At 71.8% G+C, this 15,604-nt stretch carries 15 protein-coding genes; 7 read left to right on the top strand and 8 right to left on the bottom strand.

Features of this window, described 5'->3' with window-relative positions; all coding sequences use genetic code 11:
* Positions 1-51: 51 nt before the first annotated feature.
* The 3 genes from katG to OG937_03585 form a co-directional block, all read right to left on the bottom strand.
* Complete coding sequence (gene katG / locus OG937_03595; protein ID WUD78618.1) at positions 52-2,196, bottom strand: catalase/peroxidase HPI; 2,145 nt, start codon at positions 2,194-2,196, stop codon at positions 52-54.
* Positions 2,197-2,325: 129 nt separating this feature from the next.
* On the bottom strand, positions 2,326-3,666 hold the full coding sequence (locus OG937_03590; GenBank protein ID WUD70825.1) for a LytTR family transcriptional regulator DNA-binding domain-containing protein: 1,341 nt from the start codon (positions 3,664-3,666) through the stop codon (positions 2,326-2,328).
* A 248-nt stretch (positions 3,667-3,914) separates the two neighbouring features.
* Positions 3,915-4,535 carry a TetR/AcrR family transcriptional regulator gene (locus OG937_03585; GenBank protein ID WUD70824.1) on the bottom strand — a complete coding sequence of 207 codons (621 nt, stop codon included), beginning with the start codon at positions 4,533-4,535 and terminating at the stop codon, positions 3,915-3,917.
* A 177-nt stretch (positions 4,536-4,712) separates the two neighbouring features.
* Between OG937_03585 and OG937_03580 the strand changes: the two genes are divergently transcribed.
* The gene (locus OG937_03580; protein WUD70823.1) at positions 4,713-5,753 is read left to right on the top strand and encodes an aldo/keto reductase; all 1,041 of its coding nucleotides are present in this window, start codon (positions 4,713-4,715) and stop codon (positions 5,751-5,753) included.
* A gap of 75 nt (positions 5,754-5,828) precedes the next feature.
* Here OG937_03580 and OG937_03575 read toward each other — a convergent pair whose 3' ends face one another.
* From OG937_03575 to OG937_03565, 3 genes are all read right to left on the bottom strand, one after another.
* A complete protein-coding gene (locus tag OG937_03575) occupies positions 5,829-6,500 on the bottom strand; it encodes a response regulator transcription factor (GenBank protein WUD70822.1) in 672 nt (223 codons plus the stop codon).
* Between the two features lie 63 nt (positions 6,501-6,563).
* Positions 6,564-7,286 carry a VanZ family protein gene (locus OG937_03570; protein WUD70821.1) on the bottom strand — a complete coding sequence of 241 codons (723 nt, stop codon included), beginning with the start codon at positions 7,284-7,286 and terminating at the stop codon, positions 6,564-6,566.
* A gap of 118 nt (positions 7,287-7,404) precedes the next feature.
* A complete protein-coding gene (locus tag OG937_03565; protein WUD70820.1) occupies positions 7,405-8,106 on the bottom strand; it encodes a hypothetical protein in 702 nt (233 codons plus the stop codon).
* Positions 8,107-8,304: 198 nt separating this feature from the next.
* On the opposite strand from OG937_03565, the gene OG937_03560 reads away from it, so the two are divergent.
* From OG937_03560 to OG937_03545, 4 genes are all read left to right on the top strand, one after another.
* Entirely contained in the window at positions 8,305-9,795 is a 1,491-nt protein-coding gene (locus tag OG937_03560; protein WUD70819.1) for a serine/threonine protein kinase, read from the top strand.
* A gap of 121 nt (positions 9,796-9,916) precedes the next feature.
* The gene (locus OG937_03555; GenBank protein WUD70818.1) at positions 9,917-10,603 is read left to right on the top strand and encodes a TetR/AcrR family transcriptional regulator; all 687 of its coding nucleotides are present in this window, start codon (positions 9,917-9,919) and stop codon (positions 10,601-10,603) included.
* Positions 10,604-10,758: 155 nt separating this feature from the next.
* Complete coding sequence (locus OG937_03550; GenBank protein ID WUD70817.1) at positions 10,759-11,787, top strand: NAD(P)-dependent alcohol dehydrogenase; 1,029 nt, start codon at positions 10,759-10,761, stop codon at positions 11,785-11,787.
* Entirely contained in the window at positions 11,784-12,467 is a 684-nt protein-coding gene (locus OG937_03545; GenBank protein ID WUD70816.1) for an SUKH-4 family immunity protein, read from the top strand. The genes OG937_03550 and OG937_03545 overlap by 4 nt, the downstream gene beginning before the upstream one ends.
* On the opposite strand, the gene OG937_03540 is transcribed toward OG937_03545, so the two are convergent.
* Both OG937_03540 and OG937_03535 read right to left on the bottom strand, forming a co-directional pair.
* Positions 12,439-12,867, bottom strand: coding sequence for a VOC family protein (locus OG937_03540; GenBank protein WUD70815.1), 429 nt, complete (start codon positions 12,865-12,867; stop codon positions 12,439-12,441). The genes OG937_03545 and OG937_03540 overlap by 29 nt on opposite strands.
* Before the next feature lie 224 nt (positions 12,868-13,091).
* Complete coding sequence (locus tag OG937_03535) at positions 13,092-13,835, bottom strand: alpha/beta hydrolase (protein ID WUD70814.1); 744 nt, start codon at positions 13,833-13,835, stop codon at positions 13,092-13,094.
* Positions 13,836-14,020: 185 nt separating this feature from the next.
* Between OG937_03535 and OG937_03530 the strand changes: the two genes are divergently transcribed.
* The gene (locus OG937_03530) at positions 14,021-14,374 is read left to right on the top strand and encodes a PadR family transcriptional regulator (GenBank protein WUD70813.1); all 354 of its coding nucleotides are present in this window, start codon (positions 14,021-14,023) and stop codon (positions 14,372-14,374) included.
* Complete coding sequence (locus tag OG937_03525) at positions 14,371-15,342, top strand: hypothetical protein (protein WUD70812.1); 972 nt, start codon at positions 14,371-14,373, stop codon at positions 15,340-15,342. The genes OG937_03530 and OG937_03525 overlap by 4 nt, the downstream gene beginning before the upstream one ends.
* The last annotated feature ends 262 nt before the right edge of the window (positions 15,343-15,604 follow it).

Here is a 15,604-nt window from a genome sequence, read left to right as displayed (position 1 = left end):
TTCGCCCGCGACCGGCTACCGTTCGTCCCCCATGTGCCACCGTTGGGAGGATCACGCGAGGTCGTACCGGTCGAGGCTCATGACCTTGTCCCATGCGGCGATGAAGTCCTTCACGAACTTCTCCCGTGCGTCGTCGCTCGCGTAGACCTCCGCGACGGCACGCAGCTCGGAGTCCGAGCCGAAGACGAGGTCGACGCGGCTGCCGGTCCACTTGACCTCGCCGGTGGCCCGGTCGCGGCCCACGAAGGTCTCGGCGGTCGCGGACGCCGGCTCCCACTCCGTGCGCATGTCGAGCAGGTTCACGAAGAAGTCGTTGGTCAGCGACCCGGGCTGCGAGGTGAAGACGCCCAGCGGCGATTGACGGTGGTTGGCGCCCAGCACCCGCAGGCCACCTACCAGGACGGTCATCTCGGGCGTGCTCAGGTCCAGCAGGTTCGCGCGGTCGACCAGCAGGTGCTCCGACGGCAGCCGGTCGCCCTTGCCGCGGTAGTTGCGGAACCCGTCCGCGGTCGGCTCGAGGGGGGCGAAGGACTCCACATCGGTCCACTCCTGCGTGGCGTCCGTGCGTCCCGGAAGGAAGGGGACGTGTACGTCGTGGCCGGCCGTCCCGGCGGCCCGCTCGACGGCGGCGGCCCCGCCGAGCACGATGAGGTCGGCCAGCGAGATCTTCTTGTCCCCGGCTTGGGAGCCGTTGAAGGACTCCTGGATCCCCTCCAGGGTGCGCAGCACCTGTGCCAGCGTGTCGGGCTCGTTGACCTCCCACCCCCGTTGCGGCTCGAGGCGGATGCGCGCGCCGTTCGCCCCGCCGCGCCTGTCGCTGACGCGGAATGTCGATGCCGACGCCCACGCGGTCGAGACGAGCTGGGAGACCGACAGCCCGCAGGTGAGGAGCCGGCTCTTGAGCGCGGCGATGTCCGCCGCCCCGACGAGCTCGTGGTCCACGGCGGGGACCGGATCCTGCCAGGGCAGCGTCTCCCGGGGGACCAGCGGTCCGAGGTAGCGCTGGACCGGTCCCATGTCGAGGTGCGTCAGCTTGAACCAGGCCCGCGCGAACGCGTCCGCCAGCTGGTCCGGGTTGTCCAGGAAGCGCCGTGAGATCGGCTCGTAGACCGGGTCCGACCGAAGCGCCAGGTCCGTCGTCAGCATGGTCGGGGCGTGCGTCGTCGACGGGTCGTGGGCGTCCGGGACCGTGCCGGCCCCGCCGCCGTCCCGCGGGACCCACTGCCACAGACCGGCGGGGCTCAGCTCCAGGTCCCACTCGTAGCCGAACAGGGTTTCGAAGAAGCTGTTGTCCCACGTCGTGGGGGTGGGCGTCCACGTACCGTCGAGCCCGCTGGAGATGGTGTCCGTGCCCATTCCGGTGCGGTAGCTGCTCTTCCATCCCAGGCCCTGTTCCTCGAGCGGGGCGCCCTCGGGCTCGGGGCCGAGGTGGGCGTCCGGGGCGGCCGCGCCGTGGGTCTTGCCGAACGTGTGGCCGCCCGCGATCAACGCGACGGTCTCCTCTTCGTTCATCCCCATGCGCCGGAAGGTCTCGCGGATGTCCCGTGCAGAGGTGAGCGGGTCCGGGACGGTGTTCGGCCCTTCCGGGTTGACGTAGATGAGGCCCATCTGGTCGGCGGCCAGGGGGCTCTGCAGCTCCCGGACGCCGCCATGGCGTTCGTCGCCGAGCCAGGCGTGCTCGGGACCCCAGTAGACGTCCTCGTCGGGCTCCCACACCTCCGCCCGGCCGCCGGCGAAGCCGAAGGTCGTGAAACCCATCGTCTCCAGGGCGCGGTTGCCCGCGAAGACCATCAGGTCGGCCCAGGAGATCTTGCGGCCGTACTTCCTCTTCACCGGCCAGAGCAGCCGGCGCGCCTTGTCGAGGTTGCGATTGTCCGGCCAGCTGTTCAGCGGTGCGAACCGCTGCATGCCGGCGCCCGCGCCACCGCGGCCGTCGTGGATGCGGTAGGTCCCGGCGCAGTGCCACACCATCCTGATCACGAGCGGCCCGTAGTGGCCGAAGTCGGCCGGCCACCACTCCTGCGACGTGGTCAGCGCGTCGTCGACGTCGCGCGCCAGGGCGTCGAGGTCCAGCGCGCGGAACGCCGCGGCGTAGTCGAAGTCCTCGCCCATGGGATCGGCCTCGGCGGGGTGTTTCCGCAGGACCCTCAGGTCGAGCCGGTTCGGCCACCAGTCGCGGTTGCTCGCGCCTGCGATCGGCCGGCCGCGGTGCCCGGTGACGGAGACGCCGAGGCCGCCCGCGTTGCCGGCGTCCGTCCCGCCGGCAACGGCGTCCGGGATGTCGGACACGGGGATCTCCTTCCGGATCAGAGGGTGCGTCGTGGTTCAGATGTTCAGCGCGCGACGCACGGCCGGCGTGTTCCGCCGGGACACCGGCACCATCTCGTTCGTCCGGTCGTCCATGACCAGGGACAGCTCGCCCTTGAGTCCGCGCTCGACCTCCCGGATGCGGCTCAGATTGACCACGTAGCGGCGGTGCACCCGCAGGAAACCGACATCCGCCAGATCACTGTCGAGCTGGTCCAGGCTCAGCGAGGCGGCTCGCAATCGACCCTGATCGGTGGAGAGCCACACGTCGTTTCCGTGCGATTCGGCGAAGGAGACTTCCGGCAGTCGCAGCAGCACCATCCGGTTGTCGCGCGTCGCGACCACTCGGCGTGGCGGCACCCGAGGATGCGAGGACCCCTCCCCCCGGGGCAGCCGCGCCCCGTCGGAAAGCCCGAACAGAACCAGGTTCCCGATCAGGTGCCCGGAGGAGAAGACGGGTCGGATGGTGATCGTCGTCGGCTCGTCGGTCAGGTGGGCGAAGATCTGCGTCGAGCCGACCCAGTCGGGATCGTGGGCCCCTTGCCTGCTGGCATACCGGGCGGCCGCGATGAATTCCGGTAGACCGGGGTTCCATCGCAGGGTGGGGTCGATCGCCGGGGTGTACGCAGGGACGCCCAGGAGCACGCTCGCCATGTCGTCGGCGATCACCACCTTGCCCGCGGTGTCCACGGCGGCGAGCGCCGCACCGGACGTCCCCCTGGCCTGGGTGTAGGCCGCGACCAACTCCGCGCCGCTGTCCCGGGCGCGCCTCTTGAGCGGGTACCGGGTCATGGTGACCGCGCTCGCCAGCCAGCTTTCGGCGGCCGCGGGAAGCCCGCTGCGCCAGAAGGAGACGTTCAGGACCGCGATCGGTTCCCTGGTCACCACGTCACGCACCGCGATGCCCGCGCACACCCAGTCGTGGAACGCCTGGCACCAGTGCTCCGCGCCCCTGATCGGCACCGGGCCGTGCGCCTCGAGCGCCGTGCCCATGCCGTTCGTGCCGACCGCGCACTCGGACCAGCAGAACGAGGGCGCCAGATTGCAGTCGTCGGCCCGGGCAAGCGTGGCGCGGTCGCCCCACGCGGCCAGGATCCGGCCGGTGGCGTCGGCGACGGTGACGAGCCCACCGAGGTTGCCCACTTCATGTGTCACGGCGGCGGCGCGAAAGCCCAGCTCGGCGAAGACCACGTCGTGCTCGGGCGTGTGGTCGGGCTTCGCGACGGCCACCGGAGCCTTCGTGAGATGGGGATCGACTCGGTACTGCTCCCGGCAGCGCTGCCAGGAGATCGCCACCAGGGGCCGGATACCGGGGACGTGATCCTCGCCCTGCACGAACCGTTCCCACGCCGCGAGCACGGGGCCGCCGCCGAGGTTCGGCGAGTTGGGCTCAAGCCGATGTGTGCTTCTCATGGTTCAGAACCGCCCTTGGTCCATCCCCAATGCCCGGCGGGTGCCCGCGGTCCGGGCCGGTCACCGTCCGTGGCGGCCGGGCCTGTGTCGGACCGCCTACCGCGTCGCGGGTCTCCCTGCTCGTTCCGGGCTGTGTCACAGACCTCCATTGCCCACCCTAGTACCGTCGACGGGCTGCGCAGGCCCCGTGGGCACTAGCTCATGGGGCGGCGGTAGATGCCGTGCCACCAGGTGCGTGCCAGTTCGCGGGCGAACGCGGGGTCGCCGGCGGGCTCGCCGGTGGTGACCTGGTCGGTCAGGGCGCGTTCGCCGCCGGTGACGATGATCCGGGTGGCGCTGACGGGGTCGAGGTCGGCAGGGGTGCGGCCGGCCTCCTGTTCGTCGCGGAGGATCTTGATGGTCCAGTCGGTGAACTGGTGGAGTTCGGCGGTGAAGTAGTCGCGCACGGCCGTGTCGTAGGTGGCGACCTCGGCGAGAGCCCGCCGGACGGCGGCGTGCCGGCGGTAGACCTTGATGACGTGCAGGAAGGCCTCCTCGAGGCCTTCGACGCCGGCCGAGGGCTGCCAGGCCGAGGTGAGGTCGAAGGACGAGGCCATGAGCCGGCCGGCCAGGCGCAGCAGCAGGTCGACCTTGTCGCGGAAGTGGCTGTAGAAGGTCGAGCGGGCGACCCCGGCCTCGGTGCAGATCTGCTGCACGCCCAGTTCGGTGAAGTTCGCGCCGCCTGCCAGCAGGCGCTGGGTGGCGTCCAGGACGTCCCCCTCGGCCGAGGTGGGGCGGCCGACCTTGGCGGTGCGGCGTCGGGTGATCGAGGGCATGTCCTGATCCTGGGGTCGTCGCGGGCCGGAGGCCCGGCAGCGAACGTCACATTACACCGCGTCCGGACATCGTGTAGCGTAATTTCCGGACGCGATGTCCGGATGCAGCGACCGGAAAGGCTGGGGGGCGCCCCGGTCGCCTGCGCGAGCAAGCATGTGTGCGATGAGGAGTGAGTGGTGAAATATCGTCTGCTGGGACGCACTGGGGTCTGGGTCTCCGAGATCTCCCTGGGCGCGATGACGTTCGGCGGCAAGGACCACCCGGTGTACGGCCCCCATGGGGCACTGGGGCAGCAGGACGTGGACCGGGTGGTCGGCGCGGCGCTGGACGCCGGGATCAACTTCCTGGACACCGCGGACGTCTACGCCGACGGGGAGAGCGAGGAACTGCTGGGCCGGGCGGTCGGGCGGCGCCGGCGGGATGTCGTGCTGGCGACCAAGCTCCTCGCTCCGGTCGGGCCGGGGCCCAACGACCAGGGCCTGTCGCGTCTGCACGTGATGCGGGCCCTGGAGGACAGCCTGCGCCGGCTGGGGACCGACTACATCGACCTCTACCAGATCCACAACTACGACCATGTGACGCCGCTGGAGGAGACGCTGAGCGCCCTCGACGACGCGGTACGCCAGGGCAAGGTCCGCTACATCGGCTGCTCCAACCTGGCCGCCTGGCAGATCAGCAAGGCGCTGGGCATCTCCGCACTGCACGACCGGGCGGCGTTCGTCGCCAACCAGACGCACTACTCCCTGGTGGCCCGCGATGCCGAGCGTGACCTGGTGCCCCAGGCCGAGGACTCGGGGCTGGGCCTGACGGTGTGGCAGCCGTTGGCCGGCGGATTCCTGACCGGCAAGTTCGACCGCGGCGGGGTGACCACGGAACCGGACTCCCGCCGGGCCCGGAACGGCTTCGACTTCGTACCGTTCGACGAGGAGCGGGGCTTCGCCGTGCTCGACGTGGTCCGGGGCGTCGCCGCGCGGCACGAGGTCGGCCCGGCCCGGGTGGCCCTGGCCTGGCTGCTGGCGCAGCGCGCCGTCACCAGCGTGATCGTCGGCGTCCGCACGGTGGAGCAACTCGCGGACAACGTCGCCGCCGTCGGCCTGACGCTGACCGAGCAGGATCTCGCCGAGCTCGACGAGGCCAGCCGGCCGCCGCTCGCCTACCCGAACTGGATCCAGCAGTGGTTCGCCCCGACCCGGATCCCGGCGGGCAACCTGGCCTGACCGTCCGCCGCCTCGGCACCGGCCGCGCGTCCCGGTGCCCCGGTTCGCCGGAGCCGGGCGCCGCTCCCTGGGCGTCTACGCACGAGTCCCGGCGTCGATCCGGTAGCCGACGCCGGGCACCGTGGCGATGATCCATGGTTCGCCGAGTCGTTTGCGCAGCGCGGAGACGGTGATGCGCACGGCGTTGGTGAGGGGGTCGGCGTTCTCGTCCCAGGCCCGTTCCAGTAGCTCTTCGGCGCTGACGACCCCGCCTTCGGCGGCGACGAGGACTTCCAGCACGGCGAATTGCTTGCGGGTGAGCGCGACGTAGCGTGCGTCGCGGAAGACCTCCCGGCGGAAGGGGTCGAGCCGCAGGCCCGCGATCTCGCGGACCGGGGGCCGGGCGTACGCGCGTCTGCGGTCGAGCGCCCTCAGCCGCAGGACGAGCTCCCGCAGCTCGAACGGTTTGGTGAGGTAGTCGTCGGCGCCGAGCCCGAACCCGGAAGCCTTGTCGTCGATCCGGTCGGCGGCGGTGAGCATGAGGATCGGGATGCCGCTGCCGGAGGCGACGATGCGCCGCGCGACCTCGTCGCCGGAGGGGCCGGGGATGTCGCGGTCGAGGACCGCGAGGTCGTAGGAGTGGACGCCGAGCAGTTCCAGGGCGGAGTCGCCGTCACCGGCGATGTCGGCGGCGATCGCCTCCAGCCGCAGACCGTCACGGACGGCTTCCGCCAGGTAGGGCTCGTCCTCCACGATCAGTACGCGCATGCCCGAAGCCTAAGCACCACGACGTATCGCCGACGTATGCGACGACGTGTGCCCACCGGACGCTCAGCCTGCCGGTGCCGGTGCCGGTGCCGGTGCCGGCGCGGGGCGAGGCTGCTCCGACGGCGCTTCCGTCGTGGTGCGCCACCAGCGGCGCGACGCCAGCGCGGCCAGCACGGCGCCGGCGGCGTTGACCAGGACGTCGTCCACGGAGGACACCCGGTCCAGCCGCAGGACGTACTGCGCGGTTTCGACCAGGACCGAGCAGCCCGCCCCGAGCGCCAGGATCCGCGGCACGGACGCCAGCGCCGCGAACCGCATCGGGGCGAAGAACCCCAGCGCCGCGAAGACCAGCAGGTTGCCGACGATGCCGAGGGGCCCCATCGTGACCAGGTCCCGCAGCGGTACCAGACTCACCCGGGCGGGGACGACGCCGGCACCGCCGCCCGGCATCATGGTCAGCCACAGGAACGGCACCGTCCCGTGGACCATGCCCACCTCGGCCAGCGACATCCGCCAGGCCGACGTGCCGCCGGCGGCACGCCGACCGTGCGCCAGAGCCCACACCACCAGCAAGGCCAAGGGCAGCGCGACCAACGTCATGAGCACCACACCGTTGAACGTGTCGAAGCAGCCGTGCCACCGCCCCGCCATGCACATCGGAGCGGACATCATGAGCGGCCGCCGCACGACGGACGCGGCGCCCGCCACGCCGAGGATCGCCAGGCCGAGGAGCACGGTCCTGCGCATGCGGCGGAGCGGTGCTGACGGGGATGCGTTGTCGTTCACGCCCCCATTGGAGACGCAGGGCCGTTGCGGTGGCGTATGCGCTTTTCGATACGCCCGCGATACACGGGGGGTCCGGCACATGTGCCGGACCCCCCGGTGGACCTGTCCGGGGACCGGGTCAGGAGCCGTGGTGGGACGGACGTCCCTTGGCGGTCACGTCATCCGCGTAGATCAGGGCGGTCTTGTGGCCGTACTGGACGGTGTACATCTTCTTGGCGCCGAAGACGACCTTCCCGCTGGAGGGGAAGAAGTCGTGCGTCAGGGCCGGGGCCGCCGTGGAGACGTAGGCCTGGCCCGCCGGGATGCCGTACATGCTCAGCGGAGCCTGCGTGGACGGCGAGAGACCGGCGGGGTACTCGGCGGCGTCCGGGTAGCTGGTGCCGTAGACCTTCACCGGGTCGGCCGCGGCGGGCCTGACGATCGTCACGTCGCGCGCGGGGATCGTGTTGACACCGCGCGGGTTGTGGAACCACACCTTGCTGCCGCTGAACCAGATCGCGGTCCAGTCGCCCTTCTTGCCGGCGACGACGAACTGCTGCCCCGCCTGGGCGGTGCTGCCCCGGTCGCTGATCCGGTTGGTACCGGGGGCACCGGGGTGGATCGACTGCTCGCCGAAGAGCGGGGCGTCCGCACGCGGTTCGGTGCGCACGTAGACGAAGTTCGACGCCTGGCGCACCGTGGTGCACTCCTGCGTGGCGTCGCTGCCGTCGTCCTCGGGGCACAGCTCCATGGTCTGCTTGTTACGGGCGAAGCCCGGGGCGATGGTCACGGCGGAGCCCACCGTGCCGACGCCGTGCCGGCCCGCGACCGGAGCGCCCATGACACTGTTGTGACGGTCGCGGTCTCCGGCATCGATCGTGTGATCGCGGGAGCAACCGATCCCGCCGGGCGCCGCCGTTCACGCCGTTGCGCCCCCACCGAAGCCTGTGGAAAACGGCTCACACGTGACAAGTACGTCTATAGGCTGACACCAAGTCACCTGGGTGGGGTGTGTGGGGAACGGGGCGGGAGGTACGCCGTGCGTGTGCTGTCGGGGCGGTACGAGTTGGTGGAGACCGTGGGCCGGGGCGGCATGGGCGAGGTCTGGCGCGGGATCGACCGTGAGCTCGGCCGTGCCGTGGCGGTCAAGGTGCTGCCCCCGGAGCTGACCCGGCACGAGGAGTTCCGGACCCGATTCCGCCGGGAGGCCCGTACGGTCGCCTCGCTCACCCACCGGGGGATCGCGGTGCTCCACGAGGTCGGTGAGGACACCGGCGGTGGGGAGGTCGTTCCGTACCTCGTCATGGAGTTCATCGAGGGGCGCACGCTCGCCGAGGTGCTGGGCGACGGTCCCCTCACGATGGAGCGCTCGGCGGCGATCATGCGGGATGCCGCCGACGCCCTGGCCCACAGCCATGCGCAGGGGCTGGTCCACCGCGACGTCAAACCGTCGAACGTGATGATCACGGCTGACGGCCAGGTCAAGATCCTCGACTTCGGCATCGCCAAGGTCGTCGCGGACACGGCGACCCGGCTGACCGCGACCGGGATGACCGTGGGCACGCCCGCCTACCTCTCGCCGGAGCAGATCCACGGCACGGCGGTGGACGCGCGCACCGACCAGTACTCGCTGGGTTGCCTGTTCTACGAGCTGCTCACCGGCCGGCCGCCCTTCACCGGCGACTCGCCGTTCGCGGTGATGAACCAGCACCTCGCCAAGGACCCGGTGCCGCCCTCGGCACTGCGCCCGCAACTGCCCGACGCCGTCGACTCCGTGGTGCTCCGGGCGCTGGCCAAGCAGCCCGAGCAGCGGTTCCTGGGCATGGGCGCCCTGCGCGACGCCCTGGGGAACCTGCACAGTGGTGGCAGCCTGGCGGGCACGGCCGGCGGCACCCGCCTCGCGGGGTCGCAGGAGCAGGTGGCGGTGCCGGCCGGGCCGCCCCCGGCAGCGCGTGTCGCGCAGCCGGCGCCGCCGGTGCCCCCTCAGCCCGCGTCGGCGCCGACGATCCCTCCGGTGGCGGGCACGGGTGCGGCGGCGCCCCCCGCCGCACCCGCACAGGGCGGGGTGAAGATCGGCTCCCTGTGGCGGGGCGAACGGCTGGCCCCCTTCGTGGCGACCTTGCTGGCGCTGCCCGTGGTGATCTCCACGTGGGACTCCTACGCCTACTCGAGCTCGGCCATGACGGCTCTGGTCGCCGCGTGGCTCACCGCGCTGATGCTGACCTGCCTGCGTCCCGGCCTTGCGGGGGCCTTCGCGGCGGTCGCACCGGCCACTTTGCTGTGGGTGCGCGACGACATGCCGGGCATCGTGATTCTCCTGCTGCTGGCCGTGGCGTGCGCGGTGGGGGTGTTCTACCGGTCGGGGACGGCCGCCCAGGTCCTGTCCTACGGCGCGATCCTGTGCGTCGGGCCGGTCATCGCGAACACGTCCGGCTACTACGGAGAGGGGGCGACCTTCCTGCTCCTGACGGCCGCGGCCTGCACCGCGCTCGCCGCCGTCCGGCACCCGCGCCGGCGCAGCGACAGCTGACCCCACACGCATCGGCAGCGGGTGTGGGGGAGGATGGGGCCCGGCCTGCCGGCGCGTGCCGGTGGGGACGTGTCGGGGCGGGCCCGGTGGAGCAGTTGAGAGGGGGACGGTGGAGATCGCCATGCAGTCCGGAGCGACGACGCGGCCCCGCAAGCCGTTGAGCCGGGAGCGGATTCTGGGTGCCGCGGTGGCGCTGGCCGATGACGGCGGGGTCGCGGCACTGAGCATGCGGAAGATCGCGGGGGCGCTCGGTGTGGTGCCGATGGCGCTGTACAAGCACGTGCAGAACAAGGACGAGTTGCTCGACGGCATGATCGATGCCGTGGTCGGCGAGATCGACCCGCCGGTCGCCGGGGCGGACTGGCAGCCCGCGGTGCGGGGGCGTGTGCTGTCCGCGCGCCGGATGCTGCTGCGTCATCCGTGGGCGTCCGGGGTGATCGAGGCCCGGATGAAGGCGCGGACGGCCCCGACGCCGGCGGTGCTGGCGTACCTGGACTCGATGATCGGGATCTTCAGGGCCGGGGGCTTCTCGCTGGACCTGGTCCATCATGCGATGCACGTCATGGGCAGCCGTGTCCTGGGCTTCTCGCAGGAGCTGTTCGAGGACAGCCCGGGCGGCGAGCCGGATCCGGACGCACCGCCACCCGAGGAGATGGCCGCGCGATACCCCCACGTCACCGAACTGGCCATGGCGGTCGCCCATGACGCGCAGTCCGTCGTCGGTGCCGGCTGCGACGACCAACTGGAGTTCGAGTTCGCCCTCGACCTGATGCTGGACGGCCTGGAGCGGCTCCGGAACCGGGCCTGACGCGGCGGCAGCGACACCACCCAGGCGACCTTCCCCTCCCACGCCTCTTGACGGGTGTACGCCGTACACCTACCGTGCGTGACAAGGGAGTTGAGTGGCGCACCGCCCGGGCGTACCGCTTCGGGCGATCGGCGACGAGGGGTTGGGGAGCTTCGATGAAAGCGATCGTCCAAAAGAGGTTCGGTCCGCCGGAAGTCCTGCGCCTGGAGGACGTCGACCGGCCCGAGGCGGGAGCCGGCGAGGTACTGGTGCGGGTGCGTGCGGCGGCCGTCAACCCGTACGACTGGCACATGATGCGCGGCGACCCGTATGTGGCGCGGCTCATGGGCGGCATGGGAGCGACCCGGCCGAAGGTACCGGTGGCGGGCATCGACGCGGCCGGGCACGTGGAGGCGGTCGGCGCGGGCGTGCAGGGCGTCACACCCGGTGACGAGGTGCTGGGCTTCTGCCCGGGCTCCTTCGCCGAGTACGCCCGCACCACCCCCGACCTGGTGGTCCCCAAACCCGCGGGGCTGACCTTCGAACAGGCGGCGGCGGTGCCGATGGGGGCGGTGACCGCGCTGCGCGGCATCCGCACCGTGGGCCGGGCGCAGGCCGGGCAGCGGGTGCTGGTCAACGGCGCCACCGGAGGCGTGGGCCACTTCGCCGTGCAGATCGCCGCGGCCCTGGACGCCGAGGTCACCGCGGTGTGCAGTCCCGGCAACGCCGACCTGGCGCGCTCCTTGGGCGCCGCGCACGTCGTCGACCACACCCGGCAGGACTTCACCGAGTCGGGCGCGCGCTACGACCTGATCCTGGACAACGTCGGCAACCACCCGCTGGGCCGGCTGCGCCGGACACTCACCCCGGAAGGCACCCTCGTGGCCAACGGCGGCGGATCGCCCGGCCGACTGTTCGGTGCGGTCGCCTCAACGCTGCGCCTGGTCGCGGCCAACGCGTTCGTCCGGCAGCGGCTGTGCGTCATCCTTCCGGCGACCCCGGCCGGGCCCACCCACGAGGACCTGCTCGCCGTCACCGCGCTGATGGAGGCGGGCCGGCTGGCCCCTGTGGTCGAGCGTACCTACCCGCTGGCGGAGGCTGCCGAGGGCATGCGCCACGTGGAGCGGGGCCATGCCCGCGGCAAGACCGTGATCACCGTCGGCCGTCAGGCGCCCCCGAGTGAAGGACCGGCAACCGCGAAATGAGTCCTCTGATCGACCGCGTCGCGATGGAGTCGGTTTTCGGCCCCGAAGAACTGGTGACTGTGGATGACGCGGCGCTCGCCGGCGTCGCTCACGAGCCGACCCGGGTCTTTCTGAGGGACGTGGGTCTTCCGGACCGGATCGGCTGGTTCGAGGCGGAGCAGCGGCTCATCGACGGGGACCTGCGCATCGGCGGCGAGGCCTGGCAGGCCGTCTCGGAGAAGTACCCGAGCTGCCCCTTCGACATGTCGTCGTGGCTGTCCCTCGGCGGGATCGGCATGGACGACGTCGTCGTCGACACCCGGGCCGGGGCCGTGTACTGCATTCCGGAGGACGGGCGCCCGCACCTGCTCAACAGCGCGGTGGACGTGCTGGCGTTCTTCCTCCACGCGCTGGAGGAGGAACGGCCGCACTACGACCCCGAGGCCGCCGCCGACGAGGGCGTCGACCCGGAGGGCGCGCGCGACAGGCTGCTGGCACGCATGCGTCGTGCCGATGCCGCGGCCATGGAGGACGAGGACTCGGCCTGGTACAGCGTGCTGCGGTACGTGCGGAACCTCATGCAGGACCAGCGCACCGGCCCCCACCTCTCGGCCGGCCCCGGGCTTCACCGCCCGGGGCCGGGAGGAGGAACGGCGAGTCGACGGCCGTCGACTACGGACGGGTGTAGGGCCGGGTCATGACCTCCATGTTGTGACCGTCCGGATCGGCGAAGTACGCGCCACGACCACCGAACAGGCGGTTGATCCGGCCGGGCTCGGTATGGCCGGGGTCGGCGTAGTAGGTGACCCCCACCGCTTCCAGGCGGGCGATCACTCCGTCGAACTGCTTCTCGGACACGAGGAACGCGTAGTGCTGCGACTGGATCGGCTCGTCGAGCTTCTCGTAGTAGTCGAGGGTGACGCCGTTGCCGAGATCGACGGGGAGGAACGGCCCGAAGGGCGCGGCGACCTTCAGGCCCAGCATCACGGCCAGGAACTCGGCCGACAACTGCCGGTCCCGGGCGTAGACAGCGGTGTGGTTCAACTGGGCAGGAGCCGCCGTCGGCTCGTTCGTGTACGGGTTCTGCTGCTTGTTCGGCATGGGTGACATCGGTCTCCGGGTCTCGAATTCGCTGGGAACAGGCACCGCGTGGGGCGCCGCGAGGAGACTCGGAAGGAGGGCGGGGCTCTTGCCCGCCTCGCGCTCACGCCAAGGCCGGCAACCCGACTCGTGCATGGCTCAAGGCCGACCCGGCAGTCACCCGATCGAAACTAGTGGCTGCCACGGGCCTGGGCAACACCTCCGAACACCTGCCGGAAGCCTGGTCAGCGGGTGGCGCTCTCGGCGGCCTGCCGGATGAGGCGGGCGACGGCCTCGGGCTGGGAGACCGACACCGCGTGGGAGGCGTCGAGCTCCACCGTGTGGGCCTTGGCGCGCTCGGACATGAAGTGCTGGGCCGCCGGCGGGATGTTGCGGTCCGCGGTGGCGACCAGGCTCCACGAGGGGACCGACCGCCATGCGGCCGCGGTGGCCTTCTCCTCCAGGGCCGCCGCGGCGACCGGGCGCTGGGTGGCGGCCATCAGGTCGGTCACGGACTGCGGCACGTCGGCGGCGAACTGGTCGTGGAAGCTGTCGGTCTTGATGTACAGGTCGGACCCGGTGCCGCCGTCGGCCAGCGGGAAGGGCACCGCGTGGAGGTTCGGGCCGAGGGTGCTCCCCGGGTAGGCGTTCGACAGCTCCAGGGCGCTCTCGCCCTTCTCGGGGATGAAGGCGGCGACGTACACCAGCGCCTTGACCTTCGGATCCCCGTCGGCGGCCTGGCTGATCACGGCGCCGCCGTAGGAATGCCCGGCGAGCACGACGGGTCCTTCGACGCTCTTCACCACGCTGGCGACGTACGCGGCGTCACCGGCCAGGCCCCGCAGCGGGTTGGCCGGCGCGAGGACCGGAAATCCCGCCTGGCGCAGGTGCTCGATGACGCCGTTCCAGCTGGAGGAGTCCGCGAACGCGCCGTGCACCAGGACGACCGTGGGCTTGTGCGGGGCGGGGCGGGCGGTGGTGTCGGTCATGGTGGTTCTTCTCCTTGGGCAGTGCGGGTCGTGTCCTTCGCCGGTGCGCCGCTGGGGTGCCGCCGACACCCAGAAACCTAGCGCCATATCGTCTCGTGCACAAGTTGTTTGCGGGCAAGGTAAATGAACGGTCGGAAAAGTCAAGGGACTTGTATATGCAGTTCGCCGATATATAGTCTGCGGGCATGGCTGAACGTTCCTTGCAGGAGCCGACGTTGCTCCTGCTCACCGCACTCGCCGATGCACCCAGGCACGGGTACGCGCTGATCGAGGAGGTCGCCGCGATTTCCGGCGGCCGGGTCCGTCTGCGGGCGGGCACCTTGTACGGGGCGCTGGACCGCCTGTTGGGGCAGGGGGTCGTCAGGGTCGACCGCGAGGAGATCGTCGAGGGCAGGCTGCGCCGGACCTACGCGCTCACCGACGCCGGGTACACCCTCCTTGCCGCGGAGGCGGACCGGATGCGCGCGACGGCGCACGAGGCCGCTCGCCGTATCGGGCTGGGCCGCCCAGGGCCGGTGCAAGGCGGAGCAAGCGCATGAGCGACCGTGAGATCGAGGCGGGGGAGCGCGCAGTGGGCAGACGGCACCCGGTGATCGGCCTGTATCCGGCCGCGTACCGTGGGCAGCACGGTGCGGAGATCGCGGCGACCCTCGAGGACGTCACCAGTGGCGTGGGCCGGTTGGAGGCGCTACGCGAGACGGCGGCCGTGGCAGGGCACGCGCTGCGGATGCGGACGGGCCTGGACTCGGCCCGTCCGGCGGGGCGGGTGCTGGCCGCGCTGATCCCCTGCATCGTCGCGGTGGCGGCCTCGCTGTCGGCGGCGCTGCTGGCGGTGTGGCCGCTCGATCCGCTGCCCTGGGACGGCGAGCGCACCTACACGCCGCTCGCCTATGCACCGTGGCCGGTCGTCCTGGGGTGCCTTCTCGCAGGCCGCTGGGCGTGGGCGCGGATCGCGGTCGGCGCGGCCCTGGCCGGCGCAGGACTGTCGGTCCCGGTCGCCTACTGGTCCGGCGGCCCGGCGGGACTGGCGCAGAACCTCCCGACCGTCATCGGCCTCGCGCTGGCCTCGGCGGCGGTCCTGGCCGCCCCGCCCGACCTTCCCCCGGCCGACGCACGCGCCCGTCGCGCGGGCGCGCTGATCGCACTGGCCCTCGGCGTGCCGATGGTCGTGGGATCGGTCACCGTCTTCCAGGCGCTGGCCGGCCCCGGGGTGACCGAGTCCGGGCGCGCGGACCCGATGCACCTGTTCACCCTCTTCGCGCCGCTCGTGCTGGCCTTCCCGGCGGCCTTCGGCCTGGCCCGCGTTCGCCACGGGGCCCTCTGCGCGGCGGTACTGGTCGTGGCCCCGCTGTTCGTCCTGCTGTACCCGTACGGGGTGGCGGCCGCCGTCCCCTACGCCTCCGGGATGCTGTGGGCGAAGACCGCGAGCCTGACCGGCGCGGCCGCCCTCGCCATCCGCCTCGGTCTGCGTTCCCGTGCGGCCCGGCAGAACCGCGGGACGACCTGAACCGGCGCCGGTCAAGCGCCGCGCGCACGGCGCGGTCTGACGGAGGGTGGGCATCGCGGTGCCTGCCCTCTCGAAGAGTTCCGGCGCCCGACCCGCACCAGCGCGGCGGGCCGGTCCGTGCTCGCAGCGTGGGATTGTCGGTGCGAGGCGCCCCTGAACTGCGGTTTCGTACCCTGGCAGCGCGGCCAGGGCTCCCGGTCGGGTACGCCCGAAGGTGAGGCCGGCGCTCCTGACGTCAGCGCGTGCCGCGGCCCGCCTGATG

The organism is Streptomyces sp. NBC_00510 (assembly GCA_036013505.1).
Classification (GTDB): domain Bacteria; phylum Actinomycetota; class Actinomycetes; order Streptomycetales; family Streptomycetaceae; genus Actinacidiphila.
Note: the sequence above shows the minus strand (reverse complement) of the source record. Positions and strands in the feature narration are given on the sequence as shown.